Origin of the sequence: Aestuariimicrobium ganziense, from assembly GCF_015352975.1 — a bacterium.
GTDB lineage: Bacteria > Actinomycetota > Actinomycetes > Propionibacteriales > Propionibacteriaceae > Aestuariimicrobium > Aestuariimicrobium ganziense.
On record NZ_JACYIZ010000004.1, the window covers coordinates 138,116 to 155,694 of the forward strand.

Consider the following 17,579-nt stretch of genomic DNA (forward strand, 5'->3'; position numbering starts at 1 on the left):
ATGCGAGGCATCATTCTGGCCGGCGGAACCGGTTCGAGGCTGCACCCAATCACCTTGGGCACCAGCAAACAGCTCATGCCGGTCTATGACAAGCCGATGATCTACTACCCGTTGACCACGCTGATCTTTGCTGGCATCAGGGAGATCCTCGTGATCACCACGCCGCACGAGGCGGTCGCCTTCCAGCACCTGCTGGGCGACGGCGAGCAGTTCGGGGTGGAGTTCACCTTCGCGGTGCAGCCCGAGCCCAAGGGCCTCGCTCAAGCCTTCACCATCGGAGCAGACTTCGTCGATGGGCAACCGTCCTGCCTGATCCTGGGTGACAACATCTTCTCCGGCTCGGGGCTGGGCACTCGCCTGAAGCAGCGCGCCGACTCGGTGGATGGGGCGCTGGTCTTCGGCTACCAGGTGCTCGACCCGAGCGCCTACGGGGTGGTCGAGGTGGACGCCAGTGGGCTCGCGCTCTCGATCGAGGAGAAGCCGGAGCATCCCAAGTCGCACTGGGCAGTGCCTGGGCTCTACTTCTACGACTCAGACGTGGTCGAGATCGCAGCCAACCTCAAGCCCTCGCCGCGCGGTGAACTCGAGATCACCGACGTGAACCGCACCTATCTGGAGCGTGGCAAGCTGCACGTCGATCTTCTTCCGCGCGGCACGGCGTGGCTGGACACCGGCACTTTCGACTCACTCAATGACGCGAGCAACTTTGTTCGAACACTTCAGGCACGCCAGGGCCTTCAGGTTGGCTGCCCTGAAGAGGCAGCTTGGCGTCGAGGCTTCCTGTCGGACCACGAACTGCTTGAGCGAGCACAACGGTACGAGAAGTCGGGGTATGGCGCCTATCTGCGCAGGCTGGTTCAGTGGAGGGCATAGACCGTCGGAGCCGCTCCCGCGAGCGTGCCTTGTCGGACCTCGCGTGGCGTCGCATCGTCACTCTCACGCTATTTGTGGGTTTCGTGTGGCAACTGATTCCCCGCCCGCGGGTTTGGACTGTGCGGTACCTGCACAAGGAGGATGGCCTAGTCTTCCTGACCGACTTCTTGTCGTACGGGTGGACGAGTTGCTTCCATCTCTACTCGGGCTACACCCACTTGCTTCCTCGCCTCATCACCGCCATCGGAGTCTCTGCCCTACCACTCGAATTCTTCGCCGTCTACGTTGCCATTGCCGCCGGAGTTGTGAAGACCCTGTTGGCCCTCTTCAGTTACCACGTTTTACGGCGCTGGGAAGTGGTGCGCTGGGCAGCCTTGAGCGCATCGGCCGTACTTCTGTTCGCGCCGATCGGTTCTCAGGAGGTCCTGGGGAACCTTACCAATCTGCGCTGGTACATGATCGTGGCGACGGTGTTGGTGGCGCTGGCCCGCCCCCCCGGGCCATGGTCGGCGGTCGGGTTGGGCGTGGTGATGGTGCTCGCGGTGTTCTCGGAGCCGCTGACTCTTGTGGCTCTCCCTGTGTTGCTGTACGCCGGGTGGAAGGCGACGAGGTGGAGCAGACTCCTACCGGTGACGTCCATTGTGCTGATTGTTGTGAACATGACGCTGGTAGTCAGACCGTCTGATCGCGGCGAAGTGCTGGGTGCTGGCTATTTCGTCCGCCACCCTGGGGATGCGATCGACCAGTTGATGATCCGCGGCATGGCAGCCTCGGAGTTTGGGCAGAACCTCTCGATGTTGAGCATGCAGGTGATGGGGCGCGGGTACGCACTCGTTGGCCTAGCCGTGGTAGCGGTACTCATCGTCATGTCGTGGGGCCGCTGGGCTGAACCTGCTGTGAGGCTGGGCTGGGTCTTCGGCGCTTTGGGGCTCATCGCTCTCCTCGCGACCCTAACTCAGACAACGGCCGAACTCATCAGCCTGGACAATTGGTATGCGGTTGGGCAGCCTGGTCGCTACTCCTTGGCAGCTTCACTGCTTGTGATCCCGGGCATCATGCTGATCAGTTCGAGCATATTTGTGCTAGGAGACTGGCGACGCTGGCTGGCTGTCGGCTTGGTTGTGGGGCTGGCACTTGCCGTCGCGGCGGACTTCCGAGGGGATGCGACCAAAGCTCAAGGTCCCACCTGGCCACAGTCACTGGCGCAGGCCGAGGCCGCTTGCCATGGCGGTACAGCAGTAGCCAGGCTCGAGTTCAGCCCGCAAGGCGCGGCAACCGACTGGGCTTCCCAGGTGGCTTGCTCCCACCTTGATCGGTGACCTACGAGTTTGTGGGCAAGGGGGCACACCCTGTCGCTGTGCGCCGTCGCGGACGAGGTGGAGTTCCTGGCTTGCGATGTACCAACAGCGATCCATCGAGCTACCGGCACACAGGAGGGCGCGCAAACCGAGGTGCTCAGCTCCGTTCAGCCTGCTCTTTTCCGAGTCGGCGTGCACTCGCAGTAGCCGCCGGACCTGTCCTCTACGCTCCTAGCATGGGGAGACAGTTGAGTATCGGTCTGGTGTCGGGAGCTGACGAGATCCGGCTGCGGAGCTACGTCAACCACACGGTGTACGCCAGGCTGCACGGCCTCGACTACCGGGTGGAGTGTGGCCTCGACGAGGGCATCACCAACAAGTTCTTCTACAAGACACGGATCGTCGAGCGGCTGCTGCCCAACTACGACTGGTTGGTCTGGATCGATGACGATGCCTACATCACCGACTTCGAGCGCGACGGCTTCCGAGACCTGATCGCCGCTGCCGAGGCTGCGGGCAAGTTCATGGTGATCGCGGAAGGCCCGCTCGAGCCCAACGGCTTCTGGTCGACGCTCAACACCGGTGTGTTCGCCTTGCGCCACGACCCCCGATCACGCGAGTTGCTCGGCAGCATCGGCGACCACAATCTCGAGTTGGCCAAGAACTGGTGGGATCCCGCCGAGCACGGCATCTTCACGGCCGGAGATCAGGACATCGTGACCTGGTACCTGTACTCGACCGGCCTGATCGACCAGGTCGACGTGGTGGGCCACCGCGAACTCAACTCGCGCGGCCACTACTACGAGCACTCGCTGTCGGATGCCTTCGTCATGCACTTCTGCGGGTACCCCGACAAGGAGTGGGGTGTTGCCCGGTTCGCCAAAGAGTGGGGCATCGGTCAGGAACTCGTCCCCGACGAGTTGCTCGACAAGTTCAGCGTGAAGGTGCGTTCGCCCTTGGGGCCGGTCAGCTATGCCGTGCGCAATCGCAAGGTGGTGGCCACGTCAGGACTGAAGGCTCGACTTCGGCCGTACTACCGGAAGTACCAGGCGTGGAGAGCCCGGAACGACCGCTGAACCGCCCGGATCAGTACGCGCCGCTGGCTTGGAAGACCGCCCGAACCGTGCGGAACAGAATCACGATGTCCTGCAACAGTGACCAGTTGTCGACGTAGTAGAGGTCGAGGCGCACGGCGTCGTCCCAGCTGAGGTCGGAACGTCCCGACACCTGCCACAGGCCAGTCATGCCGGGTCGCACGTCGAGCCGGCGGCGGACGTGTGATGCGTACCCGGCGACCTCTTCCGGTAGTGCCGGACGGGGCCCGACCAGACTCATCTCGCCGCGTAGCACGTTCACCAACTGGGGCAGTTCGTCGATCGAGTACCTCCGGATGAACCGACCGAGCTTGGTGATGCGAGGGTCATCCTTGATCTTGAACAGTTGTCCGTCGACCTCGTTCTGATCCTCCAACTCGGTTCGACGCAGCAGTTCGGCGTTCATCACCATCGACCGGAACTTGAGAAGGGCGAAGGGTTCGCCGCCTCGACCCACGCGCATCTGCCGGAACAGCACGCTGCCCCCGTCCTGGCCTCGGATCGCCAGCGACACCACCAGCAGCAGTGGCGAGAAGAGCACCAGGAGTACGCCTGAGGCGGCGATGTCGAAGAGCCGCTTGGTGTAGCGCAGCGAGCGCTCGGCCTGCGGCTTGCCGACGTGCATCAGGGGCAGCCCGCCGACCGGGGTCACCGCGATCCGCTGGGCCGAGATCTCGCTGAGTGCGGGGACGACCACCATCTCGGCGTGGTGCCTCTCGAGCGTGCGCGCCATCTCGTTGAAGTCACGGCCGCGATGCACTGACCCTGTGGTGAAGATGACTGTGCCGGCCCGTGCCGCTTGAAGCGCGCTGAGGATGTCGTCGGGGCTGCCGACGACGGTGGCACCAGCGACCTCATTCACACCAGTTGCGTGGGTGGCGACCCCCACGGGGGCGTAACCCAGCCAGGTCTCGCGACGAAGGACGCCGATCAGGTCGGCGACCGGGCCCGGGTCACCGGCGACCAGCGTGCGGGTGCAGTAGCGTCCAGCGCTGCGCAAGTGCTGCAGGGCTCGTCGGGCCAACAGGCGTCCCAGACACAGCAGGGGCGCGCTGATTGCGAAGAGGATGGCCAAGAAGCCGCGCGACAAGGGGTACTCGAACAGGTAGGCGCCCAGCCCGATGGTCAACACGTAGATGACCGTCGCGTTCGCCACTTGGCGGTACTCCTCGAGGCCGGCGCCCCACCGACGATGGCGATAGGCGCCGCCCAGGTAGAGGGCCAGCATCCAGCCCAACCCGATCCACGGCAGTGTGGGGACGAGCAGGCGGTTCAGGTCGCCGGGAGTGGTCTTCAGGGGTAGCCAGAACCGGAAGAGTGTGGCCAGCGTGAGGGCCACGGCGATCATCACCAGATCAGCGACGAGCAGCACGAGCCGATAGCGCCGCCTCACGTCGTGTCCCCCGATCACCCGGGCTGGCTCCATTCTGGGCCAGATCGCCCAGCCATTGTCGTCGCTCGAGGCCGGGTTGTCAGGCGAGTCGGTCAGCTCGTGACAGGGGTCATCAGTTGCTCGTGGCATTGTTGACCAGCCAACTGTCGGCGAGGTTGAGGTCGTGCAGGGTGTCGATGTCGATTCCCTCGCGCTCGTCCATCACGAACAGGCCGATCCGGCCACCGAGTCGGTTGCCCAGTTCGCGGTAGACCCAGGAGCGTGTCACGTAGACCGAACCGGTCTCGCGGTAGCGCAACTGGTCACGGCGAAGGTCCTGGCGGCGAGGGCGATGGGCGACGTCCCAGAGGGCCTGTGCGTCCGGTCCGTCGTGGGTCCACAGGAACGGCGGGTTCGGGACGACCCCGACGGTCGAGTCGTGGCCAGCCTCGGTGAACTCGTCGACCGCGCGCTGCAGGGTGCCAGGTAGCCTCACCGGCGAGGTGGCCTGCAGCAGCATCACCGCGTCTGCGGACGCCTCGGGGCAGGCATCCATGGCATGCAGCACCACGGGTTCGGTGGGGGTCTCGTCCCTGGCCAGGTCGGCCGGGCGGTGGACGATCCTTGCCCCTGCTGCGGCTGAGACAGCAGCGATCTCGTCGTCATCGGTCGAGACCACCACGGTCAGAGACGGCACGGCCAGCGCCTGCTCGATCGTCCAGACGATCAGCGGCTTGCCACCCACCTGCAGCAGGTTCTTGCGCGGAATGCCCTTCGACCCGCCCCGAGCCGGGATGACTGCCAGCATGGCCGTGGACTACCTCCTGGCGGCGCCCCCGCCCGTCGTCAGTTGCCGAACCCGGGGTGCAGCGAACAGCCACGGCACCCTGCGAGTGATCACGACCAAGAGTAGTGGTGCCGCCACGCCCAGCACTGTGCCCAGCAGCACGTGAACGGTCACCTGTGAAACGCCGACCAACTCGAGCGCTATCCGGGTGCCGGCGGTGGCGAGGATGTGGGCGAGATAGATCGCCAGAGACTCCCGTCCGAGCAGGCTCAACGGCCCGGCAAGTCGTGCGGCCGTGGCTGCGCCGGCGGTCAGGGCCAACACCCCAGCGCTCAGCGCCGCGCTGCACAGCACTCCGAGGGCGACGCCGGCGGGCGTGATGGGGACGAGGCTCGCCACCGTCGGTGCCACCGCCGGGGTGAACAAGCCGAGGGCGACACCTGCGGCGGTGAGCGCAACGCCCCCGATCACCAGGCGTGTTGTTCCGACCGTGTCGAGTGCAGTCGTGAGTCGTCGCGCACCCACCCAACCGCCCAGAGCAAGGAAGACCAGGAGCGCCATTCCGTCGACGAGGGTGTTGCCCGGGGCACGCCCCCAGGCTGCCAGTGAGGCAACGGCCAGCAGGGTCATGCCGACCCATCGCAGCGCTCCCGGACGCCAGGGGCGCGCCAGCACCACGGCCACCGTCGCGAGCATCAGCCATGGCAGGTACCACAGGTGCCCGAGTGGGCGCCACAGCGTGACGACGTCGCTCCACGTGGTGGGGGTGTTCTTGAGGCGACTCGTGGCGACCGAGAAGACCCCCATGATCACCGTCCAGACCAGGAAGGGCCACAGCAGTTGCCATTCGCGCTTCCTCAGCCAGTTCCACCGACCGGACTTCTCGACGGAAGCGCCCATGAAGGCCCCGGTGACGAACGCGAACAGCGGCAGATGGAAGAAGTAGACAACACGTTCACTGGCGAGCCCCAGTGCGCTCGAGGAGGTGACCAACCCAGCGGCCATCAGCCCGCGTACCACGTGGCCGAACACCACCGCGACGATCGCCACGCCACGGATCGCATCGACGCGATGGTCTCGCGACGTGGCCGTGGAGACGGTCGGTGGGGCAGACATGTCCCGATTGTCCCCCAGCGATGAGGGGTGCTGACAAGGCGCGCTGGAGGTGCCGCCAGCGGGTGGCTCGGCCCGTGCTGTGGAGCATCAGGTGGGTCGCTGCCTATACTCCTTGCACGGACTGCCTGCCGGGGGTGCGCCGATGATGTGGGGGTTGCTGAGTGACGCTGCTTGATTTCGTGCGCCTCACACGGCACAACGTGGTCATCATCTTGTCGTTGGCCCTGATCGGCGGTGCGCTCGGGGCGGCCTACGCCTTGACCCGCCCCAGTCTCTACCAGGCCACCACGCTCGGCGTGGTGGTTGTGGGCTCAGGCGACCAGTACGTGTCGAGTACGGCAGCCCAGGAGAAGGCCGCTGCCTATGTCTCACTGATGGACACCACGGCTGTGTGGGCCCGGATCGGGAAGGACCCGGCCGTCGTCTCTCAGGCAGGTGCCGCGCAGGGGTCAGCCAGGGCAAGCGTGGTCGGTTCGACCAACATGATTCGCATCGTCGCCAGTGCTCCCACACCCGAGGGTTCGGTGACCCTGGCCAACGCTGCCATGCGCGCCCTGTCAGCCGAGGCGTTCCGGCTGGAGTCCCTGAGCCCCAGCAAGGACGGCCTCAAGGAGGACCCGAACCGAGTCACCGTGCAGATCGCCCCCTACCAGCAGGCCAGCGGGGCAGGGCGCCTCGACACCTCGAACCTGCCGATCGCGGTGGGCGCAGGGCTCCTTGGCGGGCTGTTGTTGGGCTACCTGATCGCTTTCACGCGCAAGCAACTGGACGTCAGGGTGCGCACCACCAAGGATGTCGAAGAACTCACTGGTCACAGTGTGCTGGCGGTCGTACCGGACACCAAGGAACTCGGCCAGCAGCGCACCGCCAAGGGGGAGAGCCAGAGCTTGGCTCTGGGGCCGGCTGGCGAGGCGCTCCGGCAGTTGCGGACGAACCTTCGCTACGTCAACGTTGACGATCCTCCTCGATCGATCGTGATCACCAGCGCGAACCCGGGTGAAGGGAAGTCGACCATCTCGTCGAACCTCGCCCGCTTGATGGCTCGATCCGGGCAGAATGTCGTCCTGATCGACGCCGATCTGCGCAAGCCGGTGCAGCACAAGATCTTTGGTCTCGACAACGTGGTCGGTCTGACGCAGGTGCTAGCCGGCAGTATCGACCTCGAGGATGCGCTGAACCCCACCCCCGATGCTCGACTGCTCGTGCTGCCCTCTGGTCGTGTGCCCCCCAACCCCAGCGAGGTCGTCGGCTCGCAGCGCATGCGAGAACTGATCGAGACACTCAGCGAGGACTCCTTCGTCATCGTTGATGCCCCACCGGTGCTGGCGGTGACCGACCCCGGGCTGGTGGCGGCCGCCTGCGACGGCGTCATCCTGGTCTCGCGGGTCGGCAAGACCTACAAGGAGCAGATGCGCCTGAGCATGAAGCTGATGAGCCAGGTCGGCGCCACCATGTTCGGTACCGTGCTGCACCGCGCGCCCCGCAAGGCGTTGGGTTCGGTGGTCTATGGGGCCGGAGTCAGCGGGAAGTACCACTCCTACTACGGCAACTACTACGGCGACAAGAAGTCGCAGGGTGCGGCCGAGGTCATCGCGCCGGATCCCGACACCGAGAACGTGGACGAGGCTCCACGCCGAGCGCACGCCTAACTCCGTGTCCGAGGCGGTCGAGGGCGAGCGAGGGTCAGCCAGTGCGTGGCGGGCCTTCGCGGAGCGGCTGCGTCCCGCAGATGCGTTCCTGTTCTCGCTGTTCCTGTTCGACCGCTTCCCCTTGATGCCCGGCTTTCCAGGGGGTGTTCCCCTGACAGCCTTCCTGTTGGTGGTCGCCTTCTTCCGCAAGCCGATGTACCGGGTACGTGGGATGGGCGTGCTCACACTGGGGCTGGCGATGCTGCTCGGCTACCTGGCCTTGGTCTCGCACCTGGCAGGAGTCGACCACACCAATCGCCTGATACGTATTGGCCTGCTGTGTGCACTGATCGTCACCGTGGCTCAGGGCCGCTTTCACCTCTATTCGGCTGTGGTGGGCTTGATGTTCTCGACCCTGGTGGTCAACATCTTGGCCTTCTACGCGGGACTGACCCCCAACCAGTACCCTCCCTACCTGACTGGCTGGTTCGGCGACAAGAACGTCGCTGGACTCTGGTATGTGGTGCTCTATGCGCTCGGTCTCTACGTGATCCGCCGGCCGCGCAACCTGATCGTGTGGACGGTGCTGATGGGCGGCGTGCTCTTCTTGACCGGCAGCCGGACCTCGATCTCGGCCTTCGTCGTGGCCGCGGTGTGGTTCCTGATGCGCAACCGACTCGTGTGGGCGCTGAGACTCGGGCTGGCTGGGGCTTTGGTCTACGGGCTGCTCTACGCCGAGGAGCGGCTGGCCCGGATCGGTGTCTTCTCCAACCGCTATCAGACCGACTGGTTCCGGTCGATGGTTGAAGCGGCCTCGCACGAGAAGGTGGCGGCTGCCCCCTGGTTCGGAATGGGGTTGACCACCGCAGTCGCCACCTTGCCCAATGGGCGTGTGGAGTTCTTTCACAACTCCTACCTCGCGCTGAGGGTCGAGGGGGGTTGGCCGATGACGATCCTCATCGTGGGGATGTTTGCCTTCGTGGGGGTTGGACTGTTGAGCCCCCGCGCCGTGGTGCCGCGACGGGTCAAGGCAGGCGAGGCTGCCTGCGGCGCCGTGATGGTCTGCGCCTGGAAGCTCGGCGAGGTCTTCTTCACCTCGGCCGCCGCACTGGCCCTCGGGTTCGCCATCTGGGCGCGCTTGGCCGTCCCCGTCGGGGAGCACCTCGTGAGAGGGGTCAGCGACGAGGTTCGCCAACTGCTGCTCAGGCCAGACGGAAGTGACCCAGACTGGGACGAGGAGACCGCTGCTGCCGCGCCGGTCGGTACGGGTCGTCAAGTCCCACGAGGAGAGCCATGAGCCCGATCAGCACCATGCTCGAGAAGCTTGCCGGGTTGCGCTACCGCCGCGGCCAACTCATGACCCGACTCTTCTACAGCCGAGGCTTCGGTCACGTCGGCCGCGGTGCGGTGGTGATCGCGCCGATCATGCTGCAGGGCGTCAAGCGCATCCACATCGGCGACGGCACCCTGATCCGTGACGGGGCCTGGCTGGCCACCGAGGGCGAACGGGGCGAACTGCACATCGGCCACGCCTGCCACTTCGGCCACCGCCTGCACGTGCACTCCATCGACCCGGTCTTCATCGGCGACCGCTGCGTCGTCGCCGACAACGTGATGATCACCTCGACCGACCACCAGCGCGGCAATCGCCACGCGGTCACCGGCAAAGGCGAGGTGCGCATCGGTGACGACGTGTTCATCGGCCAGAACTGCACCGTGCTCGGAGGAGTGACCATCGGCGACGGGGCAACAGTCGGGGCCGGAGCCGTGGTCACCAAGGACGTGCCGGCCGGCAGCGTCGTCGGTGGCATCCCGGCCCGGGTGATCGGATGAGCACTCGTTCGATCCTGCTGGTCGCCCCCAGCTTCCCCGGCTACTGGCGCTCGATCGAGCGCGGCTTCGAAGACCTCGGCTACCGGGCCAGCACCCACTGCTACGACGCCGGCAGCAACGTCGAGAAGATCTACAACAAGCTGGCCTACGAAGTGCCCGGCAAGCTCAGAGGGCGCCCCCAGCACATCTCGGCCGAGCGGGTCACCCGACGGGCGATCGCCGCGGTCAGGGCCGCGAAGCCTGACATCGTCCTGGTGATCAGGGGCGACTCGCTCACCGACGACTTCTGGCAGGCCGTGGACGACCTCGGCGCGACGCGCCGCCTGTGGCTGTGGGACGAAATCCGACGGATGGAGCACTCCCTGGAGGCGCTCGCGGCCATGGGACCGTTGGCCACCTACTCCAAGGCCGATGCCGCCAGCCTGCGCGCTGCCGGGGCCGAGGTGGTGCACGTCCTGAACGCCTACGACCCCCACCGTCCGCTGCGTGCCCCACGCCCCACCGACGACATCACCTTCGTGGGCGCCCGGTTCGACTCCCGCGAAGCCGCCCTGACCCACCTGCACCAGGCGGGTGTGCCGGTGACGGCTTACGGGCGGGACTGGTCAGCGCACCCGGTCGACCGGCTGCGCACCTTCCGCGTCGGCACCACAGGGCTTCCTGCCCACCGCGACATCAGCCTGACCGAGGCCTGGGCGGTGATGCGCGACTCACTGGCCACCATCAACATCCACGGTGACCAGGACGGGTTCACCATGCGCACCTTCGAGGCTCCCGGTGTGGGGGCCGTGCAGCTGATCGACCGCCCCGACGTGGCAGACCTGTTCGAGCCCGAGAAGGAGGTGCTGGTCTTCCGAAACCACGACGAACTGCTCGACCAGACCCAACGGGTGAGGCGCGACACCACCAGGATGCGGGCGCTCAGGGAAGCCGGCGCCCGGCGAGCCCTGGCCGAGCACACCTTCACCCAACGTGCGCGGGTGGTGGAGCAGCTGTGGGTCTGATCCATCCGACCGACCTCGCCGCCTGGCAGCGATGGGAGCGCTCGCACCACCGTCTTCGTCAGGTCAAGGCGGCCGTGAAGAACCGGGTCAGACCTCATCCCGAGGCTCCGCTGCACCTGCATCACACCAGCGACCAGCCGCGGGTGCTGGTGGCCCTCGACGTCGCACGCGGCACCAGCGTCGACGCCCTGCTCGCCCCGCTCGACCATGTGGCAGCGCCTGCCGCGATCCTCACCCGCGGACCGCTCCCGGCCCATCTCACCAGACCCGGCTGGACGACGCGCCCCCTCGCCGGTGTCGAGGAGTTGCCGCCGTCGATCTCCACCGTCCTGTCGGCGGGCAGCTTCGAGGCTGTCTCGTTGCCGGTGCACCGCTGGGCCAGTGGGCGAGGCGTGAGGTTCATCGTCGTCCAGCACGGCCTGCTCACCCCGTTCGCACCGCCTCTGCCGCCTGGCTCGACGGTGGCCGCCTGGACCGAGGGTGATGGGGAGTTCTGGCGCTCCGGACGAGGTGACGTCGATGTCGTCACAGTCGGGTCGCAACTGCTGTGGAAGGCGGCCACCGATCCGGTGTCCGCGCCAGCCGACGGCCCGGCGCTCTTCCTGGGGCAACTGCACGGCACTGAACTGCCGCGTCACTCCTATGCCCGCGCTGCCTGGGACTTCTGTCGGCGTGAGCAGGCGCTCTACCGTCCACACCCGGCCGAGGTCGACGTGGTGTCACGCGCGATCCACGTGGTGTGGCGCCGGGCCGGCATCACGTTCGACGACAGCGGCGTCGCGCTACGACAGAGGTCCCAGCCGGTGGTGTCGGTCTTCTCCACGGGCATCCTCGAAGCTGCCGCGCGTGGCCTGCCCGCGTGGGGGTTCCACCCCTCGCCACCGCGCTGGGTCGAAGACCTGTGGCGCCGTGTCGGCATCCAACGCTGGGGAGACGCGCCCACACAGGCCCCAGCCTTCGCCCAGGAGCCCGCGCGCACCATCGCCTCGCAGGTCGGGTGACAACACCCAACGCGCCCGTCAGCGCCGGTTCGGTATCGTGGCAGTGCCACAGGGGGCGGCGAGGTACGGGGGTCGAACAAAAGGGGGCCATCGTGGTGCTGGTGGATCGTCAGGTGGGGCCACTGGTCATCAACGGTTCAGAGTCGGTGCTGGCCGCGCTCACCAAGATCTCGGCCAACAAGGCGCGCGTGCTGTTCGTCGCCGACTCGCACGGCCACCTGATCGGCTCGGTCTCCGACGGTGACGTGCGGCGCTGGCTGATCAGCGCCGAGACCACCGACCTGAGTTTGCCGATCGACGGCGTGGCCAACCGAGGGGCCACGTGGCTGCCGTTCGGCACCGCACCCAGCGAGATCGCGGCCGCGCTGTCGAACCGGATCACCCACATTCCCCTGCTCGACGAGCAGCGACGCATCGTCGCGATCGCCAGCGCCGACCGCCGCCACCTGCAGGTCGGCCGACATCGGGTCTCGGACGAGGACCCCGCCCTGCTGATCGCCGAGATCGGCAACAACCACCAGGGCTCGGTCGCGATGGCCACCGAGTTGGTCGACCTCGCCGTCGGCGCCGGGGCCGACGTGGTGAAGTTCCAGTTGCGCGACATGGAGGCGCTCTATCGCCAGAGCGGCGCCTCGACCGCCGGGGAGGACCTCGGCGCCCAGTACACCCTCGGGCTGCTGGCCAAGTACTCGTTGAGCGCAGAGCAGATGCTCGAGGTGTTCGCCCACTGCCGCGCACGCGACGTCGAGGTGATCTGCACCCCGTGGGACGCCCCCTCGGTGCGCGTGCTCGCCAACGACGGCATCCCCGCCCTCAAGGTGGCCAGCGCCGACCTGACCAACCACGCCCTGCTCGACGAGATGTTCGCCACCGGGCTGCCGCTGATCGTCTCGACCGGCATGTCGACCGAGCACGAGATCACCGAGGCCATCGGACTGCTGCGCTCGTCGGGCTCGCCCTGGGCGATGCTGCACTGCCAGTCGACCTACCCCGCGCCATTCAAGGACATCAACCTCAGCTACCTCACCCGGCTGCGCGAACTCACCGGCGGCCCGGTTGGTTACTCCGGCCACGAGCGCGGCTGGCACATCCCTCTGGCGGCGGTGGCCATGGGCGCCAGGATCATCGAGAAGCACTTCACTCTCGACCGCGGTCTGGAAGGCAACGACCACAAGGTGTCGCTGCTGCCGGCCGAGTTCGCCACCATGGCCGCCCGCATTCGCGAACTCGAGGAAGCCATGGGCAGCGATCGTCCGCGGTCGGTCTCGACCGGTGAGTCGATGAACCGGGTCACCCTGGCCAAGTCACTGATCGCAACCCGCCGCATCGAGGTGGGCCAGACCATCAGCGCCGACGACGTGGCCATCAAGTCCCCGGGACGAGGACTGCAGCCCAACCGGCTGGGCGACCTGGTCGGCCGCAGGGCCCACCGGATCGTCGACGAGGGCGACTTCTTCTACCCCGGAGACCTCGCCGAGGTGGCGTCCGGGCCCCGCCCCTACAGCTTCCGCCGGCCCTGGGGCATCCCGGTGCGCTACCACGACTTCGCCCGCCTCACCGAGGTCGCCACCCCCGACTTCCTTGAGTTCCACCTGTCGCACAAGGACGTCGAACTCGGCGTGCACGAGATCTTCGCCGACACCAAGCTCGACATGGGCTTCACTGTGCACCTGCCCGACCTGTACGACGGTGACTTCATCGTCAACCTGGCCAGCCCCGACGAGCAGGTCTGGGAGCGATCGATCGTCGAGATGCAGCGGGTGGTCGACATCACCCGCAGCCTGACCGAGCACTTCACCGTCGACCAGGCGCCGATCATGATCGCCACCATGGGCGGCTTCACCGCCGACAGCTTCGTCGAGCCGGGCGCCCGTCCCGCGATGTATGCCCGCATCGCCCAAGCCCTGGAACGCATCGACGCCTCCGAGGTGCGGATCACGGCCCAGACCCTGCCGCCGTTCCCGTGGCTGATGGGTGGCCAGCAGTACCACAACCTGTTCATGGCGCTCGACGACACCGTGGAGTTCTGCGAGCAGTACGGGCACCGGCTCACCCTCGACACCTCCCACTCCAAGCTGGCCGCCAACTTCACCCGACGCCCCTTCTCGGAGTACGTGGAGCGCCTCGCCCCCCACACCGAGCACCTGCACCTGGTCGACGCCGAGGGCGTCGACGGTGAAGGCCCCCAGGTGGGGGAGGGCGAGATCGACTGGCCGCTGCTGGCCCAGCAACTCGACGACGGGTGCCCCGGCGTCGGCTTCATTCCCGAGATCTGGATGGGGCACACCAACAACGGGGAAGGGTTCTGGACTGCCCTGGAGCGGCTCGAGGAGTGGTTCTGATGCCACCGACACCTCGCACCGCGCTGTGGGTGGCACCGGTGTCGAACTTGGCCGGGGTGGCCCGCCACATCATCGACACGGCGCGCGTCGGCGTGCCCGGGTGGGACCTGGTCGTGGCAGCACCCCGGGGCCCACTGCTGGACGAGGTCAACGCGGCGGGTGGGGTGGCCGTTGCCGTCGACATTGGGGGAGGGGTCTCGACGCCGACGGCCATCCGGAACCTGCGAACCCTGGTGCGTCGGCTGAGGCCCGAGATCGTCCACACCCACCTGGCCAGGGCCGACATCCTGGCCGCGTTGGCCGCCCCCGAGCGCCGGCCCCGCTTGGTGAGCACTGAGCACCACATCTCGCCGGACCGCTACATGTTTCACCCGACCCGAGCCCGCGCGGTGGCCATGGAGACGGTGCACCGGCTCAGGCTCACCCGTTTCGACTCACTGATCGCGGTCAGCGCCTCGACCGAGCGAGACATGCGCCGCTACTGGCGGACGCGCCGACCCATCACCGTCATCCGCAACGGGGTCGACCGACCGGCCGACCCCCCTCAGCGTGATCCAGGGCTGCGCTTCCTGTCGTTGTCGCGGTTGTCTGCTGAGAAGAACGTCGACATGACGCTGAGGGTCTTCGCCCTCGTCCTGGCCCAGCACCCGGCGGCCACGCTGACGGTCGCGGGGTCCGGAGACGAGGCTGACAGTCTGCAGCGGCTGGCCGGTGAGCTTGGCATTGACGACTCGGTCACCTTCCCAGGGTTCATCGACGCCCCGGCGGCGATGGCCCAGCACGACGTGATCCTGCAGCCCTCCCAGTCCGACAACCTCTCCTACACCCTGCTCGACGCGGTGGCCCAGGGCATGGGCGTGGCCGCCAGCCCGATCGGAGGCAACCCCGAGATCCTCCCCGATCGCTGCATCGGCAGCGTGGACGATGACGGCGCCTTCGCCGCGATCGCGATCGAGCAGGCTCTCGACCTGAACGCTCGTCCGGTGCTGCCCGACACCATCCCGACCGTGCGGCAGATGACCGAGCAGATCGCCGCCGTCTACGAGCAGATGGGCGTGTGATGGGCCAGCCGATCACCTTCGCCTCGAACCAGCCCACGATGGGCGGGGGAGAGGTGATGCTGTTCGCCCTCGCCGAGGCGGCGCGTGAACTCGGCCACGACGTGACCGTGGTCGCACCGGAGTACCCGAGCGACGTGGTGGACGAGTCCAGACGACGCGGTTTCAACACCGTCGGCATCCACGGACGAACCACCGTCGACTACCTGCGGGGTCTGCGCGCCTGGGACGGCAGCCATCGCCAAGGCCTGCTGTGGTGCAACGGACTGCGCCCCGCCCTGGCGACCGCCGGCCATCGCCATCGCATCGTCGAGTTGCACCAGCATCCGTCGGGTGCCCAGAAGCTGATGGCGCGCGTGGCTCGCCAGGGAGTGCTGCAGACCGTCGTTCCCTCTCATGACATGGCCGCGGCGATCCCGGGCACGTCGGTGCTGTGGAACTGGGTCGACGACGTGCCCCAGGCTGCCCGTCCACGCCAGCAGCCGATCCGCGTGGGCATGCTCGGCAGGCTCAGCATCGACAAGGGTGTGCTGGTGGCCTGCGAGGCGATCAGGGAACTGGAGCGGCGCACGCCCGGTCGGTACCGACTCGTCGTGGCAGGCGAGAGCCGCTTCGTCGACCCGGTTGAGGCCGAGCGGATCGATCAGGCTCTGCACGACCTGGGTGACCTGTGCGACCGGCGCGGCTGGATCGATCGTGACGAGTTCTTCGCCGACGTCGACGTCGCCGTCTTCCCCTCGGTCTGGCGCGAACCCTTCGGTCTGGTGGTGGCCGAGGCGATGGCCGCCAAGGTGCCCTTCGTCGTCTCTGACGCAGGGGCGCTGGGCGAGGTCGCTGGCCCGGGATACCCGCTGGTCGTTCCCGCCGGCGATCCGGTCGCCCTGGCCAGCGCTGTCCAGCAGGCCACCGAGCCTGACGAGGGGCTGCTCGACGCGATGCGCGACCGCTGGAGCGAACACTTCTCCCCACGGGCCGGACGTCGACGGCTCGCCGACCTGCTCGACAGTCTCAACCGCCCGGCAGGCGGTGTGCGCCCCACCAGGGCCGAACCCCGGGTGGCGCTCGTCCACGACTACTTCACCCAACGCGGTGGGGCCGAGCGCGTCGCGCTGACCCTCAGTCAGGCCTATCCCGAGGCTGAGCTGACCACGTCGGTCTACGCGCCCGACAGCACTTATCCGGAACTGGCGACCAGGGATGTCCACACCAGTTGGATGGACCGCATCGATGTGTTCAAGCGGAACTTCCGGCTCGGTCTCGGCCTGTACCCGGTCGCCTTCAGCACCACCGTCGCTGGACGCGACGCTGACGTGCTGATCGTCTCGACCACCGGCTTCGCCCATGGCGTGCGGACGCCGGCGAAGAAGCTGGTCTACTGCCACTCACCAGCCCGGTTCCTCTACCTGAGCGACGACTACCTCGGCCGCCCGTGGTGGCGAGCGCCGAGCGGCTGGGCACTGAAGGTCCTGAGGCCAGCCCTGGTCGCCTGGGACCAGCGTGCCGCCCGATCTGCCGACAGGTACCTGGCCAACTCCAGCGTCGTCCAGCGGCGCATCAAGCAGGTGTACGGCATCGACGCCGAAGTTGTCCATCCGCCCCACAGCATCGATCCCCAGGGTGTGACGGAGCCGCTGCCGCTGCCTGAGCATGCGGCGAGCGGCTTCCACCTGATGGTCTCGCGACTGATGCCCTACAAGAACGTCGACGTGGTGATCGAGGCCTTCCGGCAGATGCCCGAGCGGCACCTGGTGATCATCGGGCGCGGCCCGCTGGGCGCCACGCTCCGACGCAACCTTCCCGCCAACGTGACCATGCTCGAGGGAATCTCGGACGCCCAACTGCGCTGGGCCTACACCCACGCCATCGCGGTGATAGCCCCCAGCCACGAGGACTTCGGCCTCACGCCGGTCGAGGGGTTCGCCTTCGGCACGCCGACGCTCGCCCTGCGTGCCGGTGGCTACCTCGACACCGTGGTTGAGGGTGTGAGTGGGTGGTTCTTCGATCGTGCCACGCCGGCTGAGGTCAGGGCAGCAGTCGAGAGGCTCGACGGCGAGCCACTGTCGGAGCAGACGGTGAGAGAGCACGCCGAGCAGTTCTCGCCCGCTGCCTTCCGCGCGGCGATCCAGCGCCACGTCGACGACCTCGCCGGAGTCGGCCAGTGAGGGCCACCCTG

General features: G+C 67.2%; 14 protein-coding genes. 11 read left to right on the top strand and 3 right to left on the bottom strand.

Annotated features, from left to right (window positions below):
* From rfbA to IE660_RS08815, 3 genes are all read left to right on the top strand, one after another.
* Positions 1–873, top strand: a complete 873-nt coding sequence (gene rfbA, locus IE660_RS08805) for a glucose-1-phosphate thymidylyltransferase RfbA (protein ID WP_203567990.1) — start codon at positions 1–3, stop codon at positions 871–873.
* Entirely contained in the window at positions 861–2,192 is a 1,332-nt protein-coding gene (locus IE660_RS08810) for a hypothetical protein (RefSeq protein WP_203567991.1), read from the top strand. Before rfbA ends, IE660_RS08810 begins: the two co-directional genes overlap by 13 nt.
* Positions 2,193–2,407: 215 nt before the next feature.
* On the top strand, positions 2,408–3,247 hold the full coding sequence (locus IE660_RS08815) for a glycosyltransferase family protein (RefSeq protein WP_203567992.1): 840 nt from the start codon (positions 2,408–2,410) through the stop codon (positions 3,245–3,247).
* 10 nt (positions 3,248–3,257) lie between these two features.
* Here IE660_RS08815 and IE660_RS08820 read toward each other — a convergent pair whose 3' ends face one another.
* From IE660_RS08820 to IE660_RS08830, 3 genes are all read right to left on the bottom strand, one after another.
* Positions 3,258–4,676, bottom strand: a complete 1,419-nt coding sequence (locus IE660_RS08820) for a sugar transferase (RefSeq protein WP_328701908.1) — start codon at positions 4,674–4,676, stop codon at positions 3,258–3,260.
* A 94-nt stretch (positions 4,677–4,770) separates the two neighbouring features.
* Positions 4,771–5,445, bottom strand: coding sequence for an acylneuraminate cytidylyltransferase family protein (locus tag IE660_RS08825; protein WP_203567993.1), 675 nt, complete (start codon positions 5,443–5,445; stop codon positions 4,771–4,773).
* A gap of 9 nt (positions 5,446–5,454) precedes the next feature.
* Positions 5,455–6,540 carry an acyltransferase family protein gene (locus tag IE660_RS08830; RefSeq protein ID WP_203567994.1) on the bottom strand — a complete coding sequence of 362 codons (1,086 nt, stop codon included), beginning with the start codon at positions 6,538–6,540 and terminating at the stop codon, positions 5,455–5,457.
* Positions 6,541–6,701: 161 nt separating this feature from the next.
* Between IE660_RS08830 and IE660_RS08835 the strand changes: the two genes are divergently transcribed.
* The 8 genes from IE660_RS08835 (at position 6,702) to IE660_RS08870 (ending at position 17,568) form a co-directional block, all read left to right on the top strand.
* Positions 6,702–8,189, top strand: coding sequence for a polysaccharide biosynthesis tyrosine autokinase (locus IE660_RS08835; protein ID WP_203567995.1), 1,488 nt, complete (start codon positions 6,702–6,704; stop codon positions 8,187–8,189).
* A 4-nt stretch (positions 8,190–8,193) separates the two neighbouring features.
* On the top strand, positions 8,194–9,465 hold the full coding sequence (locus IE660_RS08840) for an O-antigen ligase family protein (protein WP_203567996.1): 1,272 nt from the start codon (positions 8,194–8,196) through the stop codon (positions 9,463–9,465).
* Positions 9,462–10,001 carry an acyltransferase gene (locus IE660_RS16395; RefSeq protein ID WP_203567997.1) on the top strand — a complete coding sequence of 180 codons (540 nt, stop codon included), beginning with the start codon at positions 9,462–9,464 and terminating at the stop codon, positions 9,999–10,001. Before IE660_RS08840 ends, IE660_RS16395 begins: the two co-directional genes overlap by 4 nt.
* Entirely contained in the window at positions 9,998–11,005 is a 1,008-nt protein-coding gene (locus IE660_RS08850) for a CgeB family protein (RefSeq protein ID WP_203567998.1), read from the top strand. The genes IE660_RS16395 and IE660_RS08850 overlap by 4 nt, the downstream gene beginning before the upstream one ends.
* Positions 10,996–12,006 carry a prephenate dehydrogenase gene (locus IE660_RS08855; RefSeq protein WP_203567999.1) on the top strand — a complete coding sequence of 337 codons (1,011 nt, stop codon included), beginning with the start codon at positions 10,996–10,998 and terminating at the stop codon, positions 12,004–12,006. The genes IE660_RS08850 and IE660_RS08855 overlap by 10 nt, the downstream gene beginning before the upstream one ends.
* A gap of 92 nt (positions 12,007–12,098) precedes the next feature.
* Complete coding sequence (locus IE660_RS08860; RefSeq protein ID WP_328701909.1) at positions 12,099–14,348, top strand: N-acetylneuraminate synthase family protein; 2,250 nt, start codon at positions 12,099–12,101, stop codon at positions 14,346–14,348.
* On the top strand, positions 14,348–15,409 hold the full coding sequence (locus tag IE660_RS08865; protein WP_203568000.1) for a glycosyltransferase: 1,062 nt from the start codon (positions 14,348–14,350) through the stop codon (positions 15,407–15,409). Before IE660_RS08860 ends, IE660_RS08865 begins: the two co-directional genes overlap by 1 nt.
* Positions 15,409–17,568: a glycosyltransferase family 4 protein gene (locus IE660_RS08870; protein ID WP_235997282.1), complete on the top strand. Its 2,160-nt coding sequence runs from the start codon at positions 15,409–15,411 to the stop codon at positions 17,566–17,568. The genes IE660_RS08865 and IE660_RS08870 overlap by 1 nt, the downstream gene beginning before the upstream one ends.
* The last annotated feature ends 11 nt before the right edge of the window (positions 17,569–17,579 follow it).

Excerpts from the sequence above, each read along its gene's own strand:
- rfbA (WP_203567990.1), top strand. The coding sequence starts at position 1 with ATGCGAGGCATCATTCTGGCCGGCGGAACCGGTTCGAGGCTGCACCCA.
- IE660_RS08815 (WP_203567992.1), top strand. The coding sequence starts at position 2,408 with ATGGGGAGACAGTTGAGTATCGGTCTGGTGTCGGGAGCTGACGAGATC.
- IE660_RS08825 (WP_203567993.1), bottom strand. The coding sequence starts at position 5,445 with ATGCTGGCAGTCATCCCGGCTCGGGGCGGGTCGAAGGGCATTCCGCGC.
- IE660_RS08830 (WP_203567994.1), bottom strand. The coding sequence starts at position 6,540 with ATGTCTGCCCCACCGACCGTCTCCACGGCCACGTCGCGAGACCATCGC.
- IE660_RS16395 (WP_203567997.1), top strand. The coding sequence starts at position 9,462 with ATGAGCCCGATCAGCACCATGCTCGAGAAGCTTGCCGGGTTGCGCTAC.
- IE660_RS08850 (WP_203567998.1), top strand. The coding sequence starts at position 9,998 with ATGAGCACTCGTTCGATCCTGCTGGTCGCCCCCAGCTTCCCCGGCTAC.
- IE660_RS08865 (WP_203568000.1), top strand. The coding sequence starts at position 14,348 with ATGCCACCGACACCTCGCACCGCGCTGTGGGTGGCACCGGTGTCGAAC.
- IE660_RS08870 (WP_235997282.1), top strand. The coding sequence starts at position 15,409 with ATGGGCCAGCCGATCACCTTCGCCTCGAACCAGCCCACGATGGGCGGG.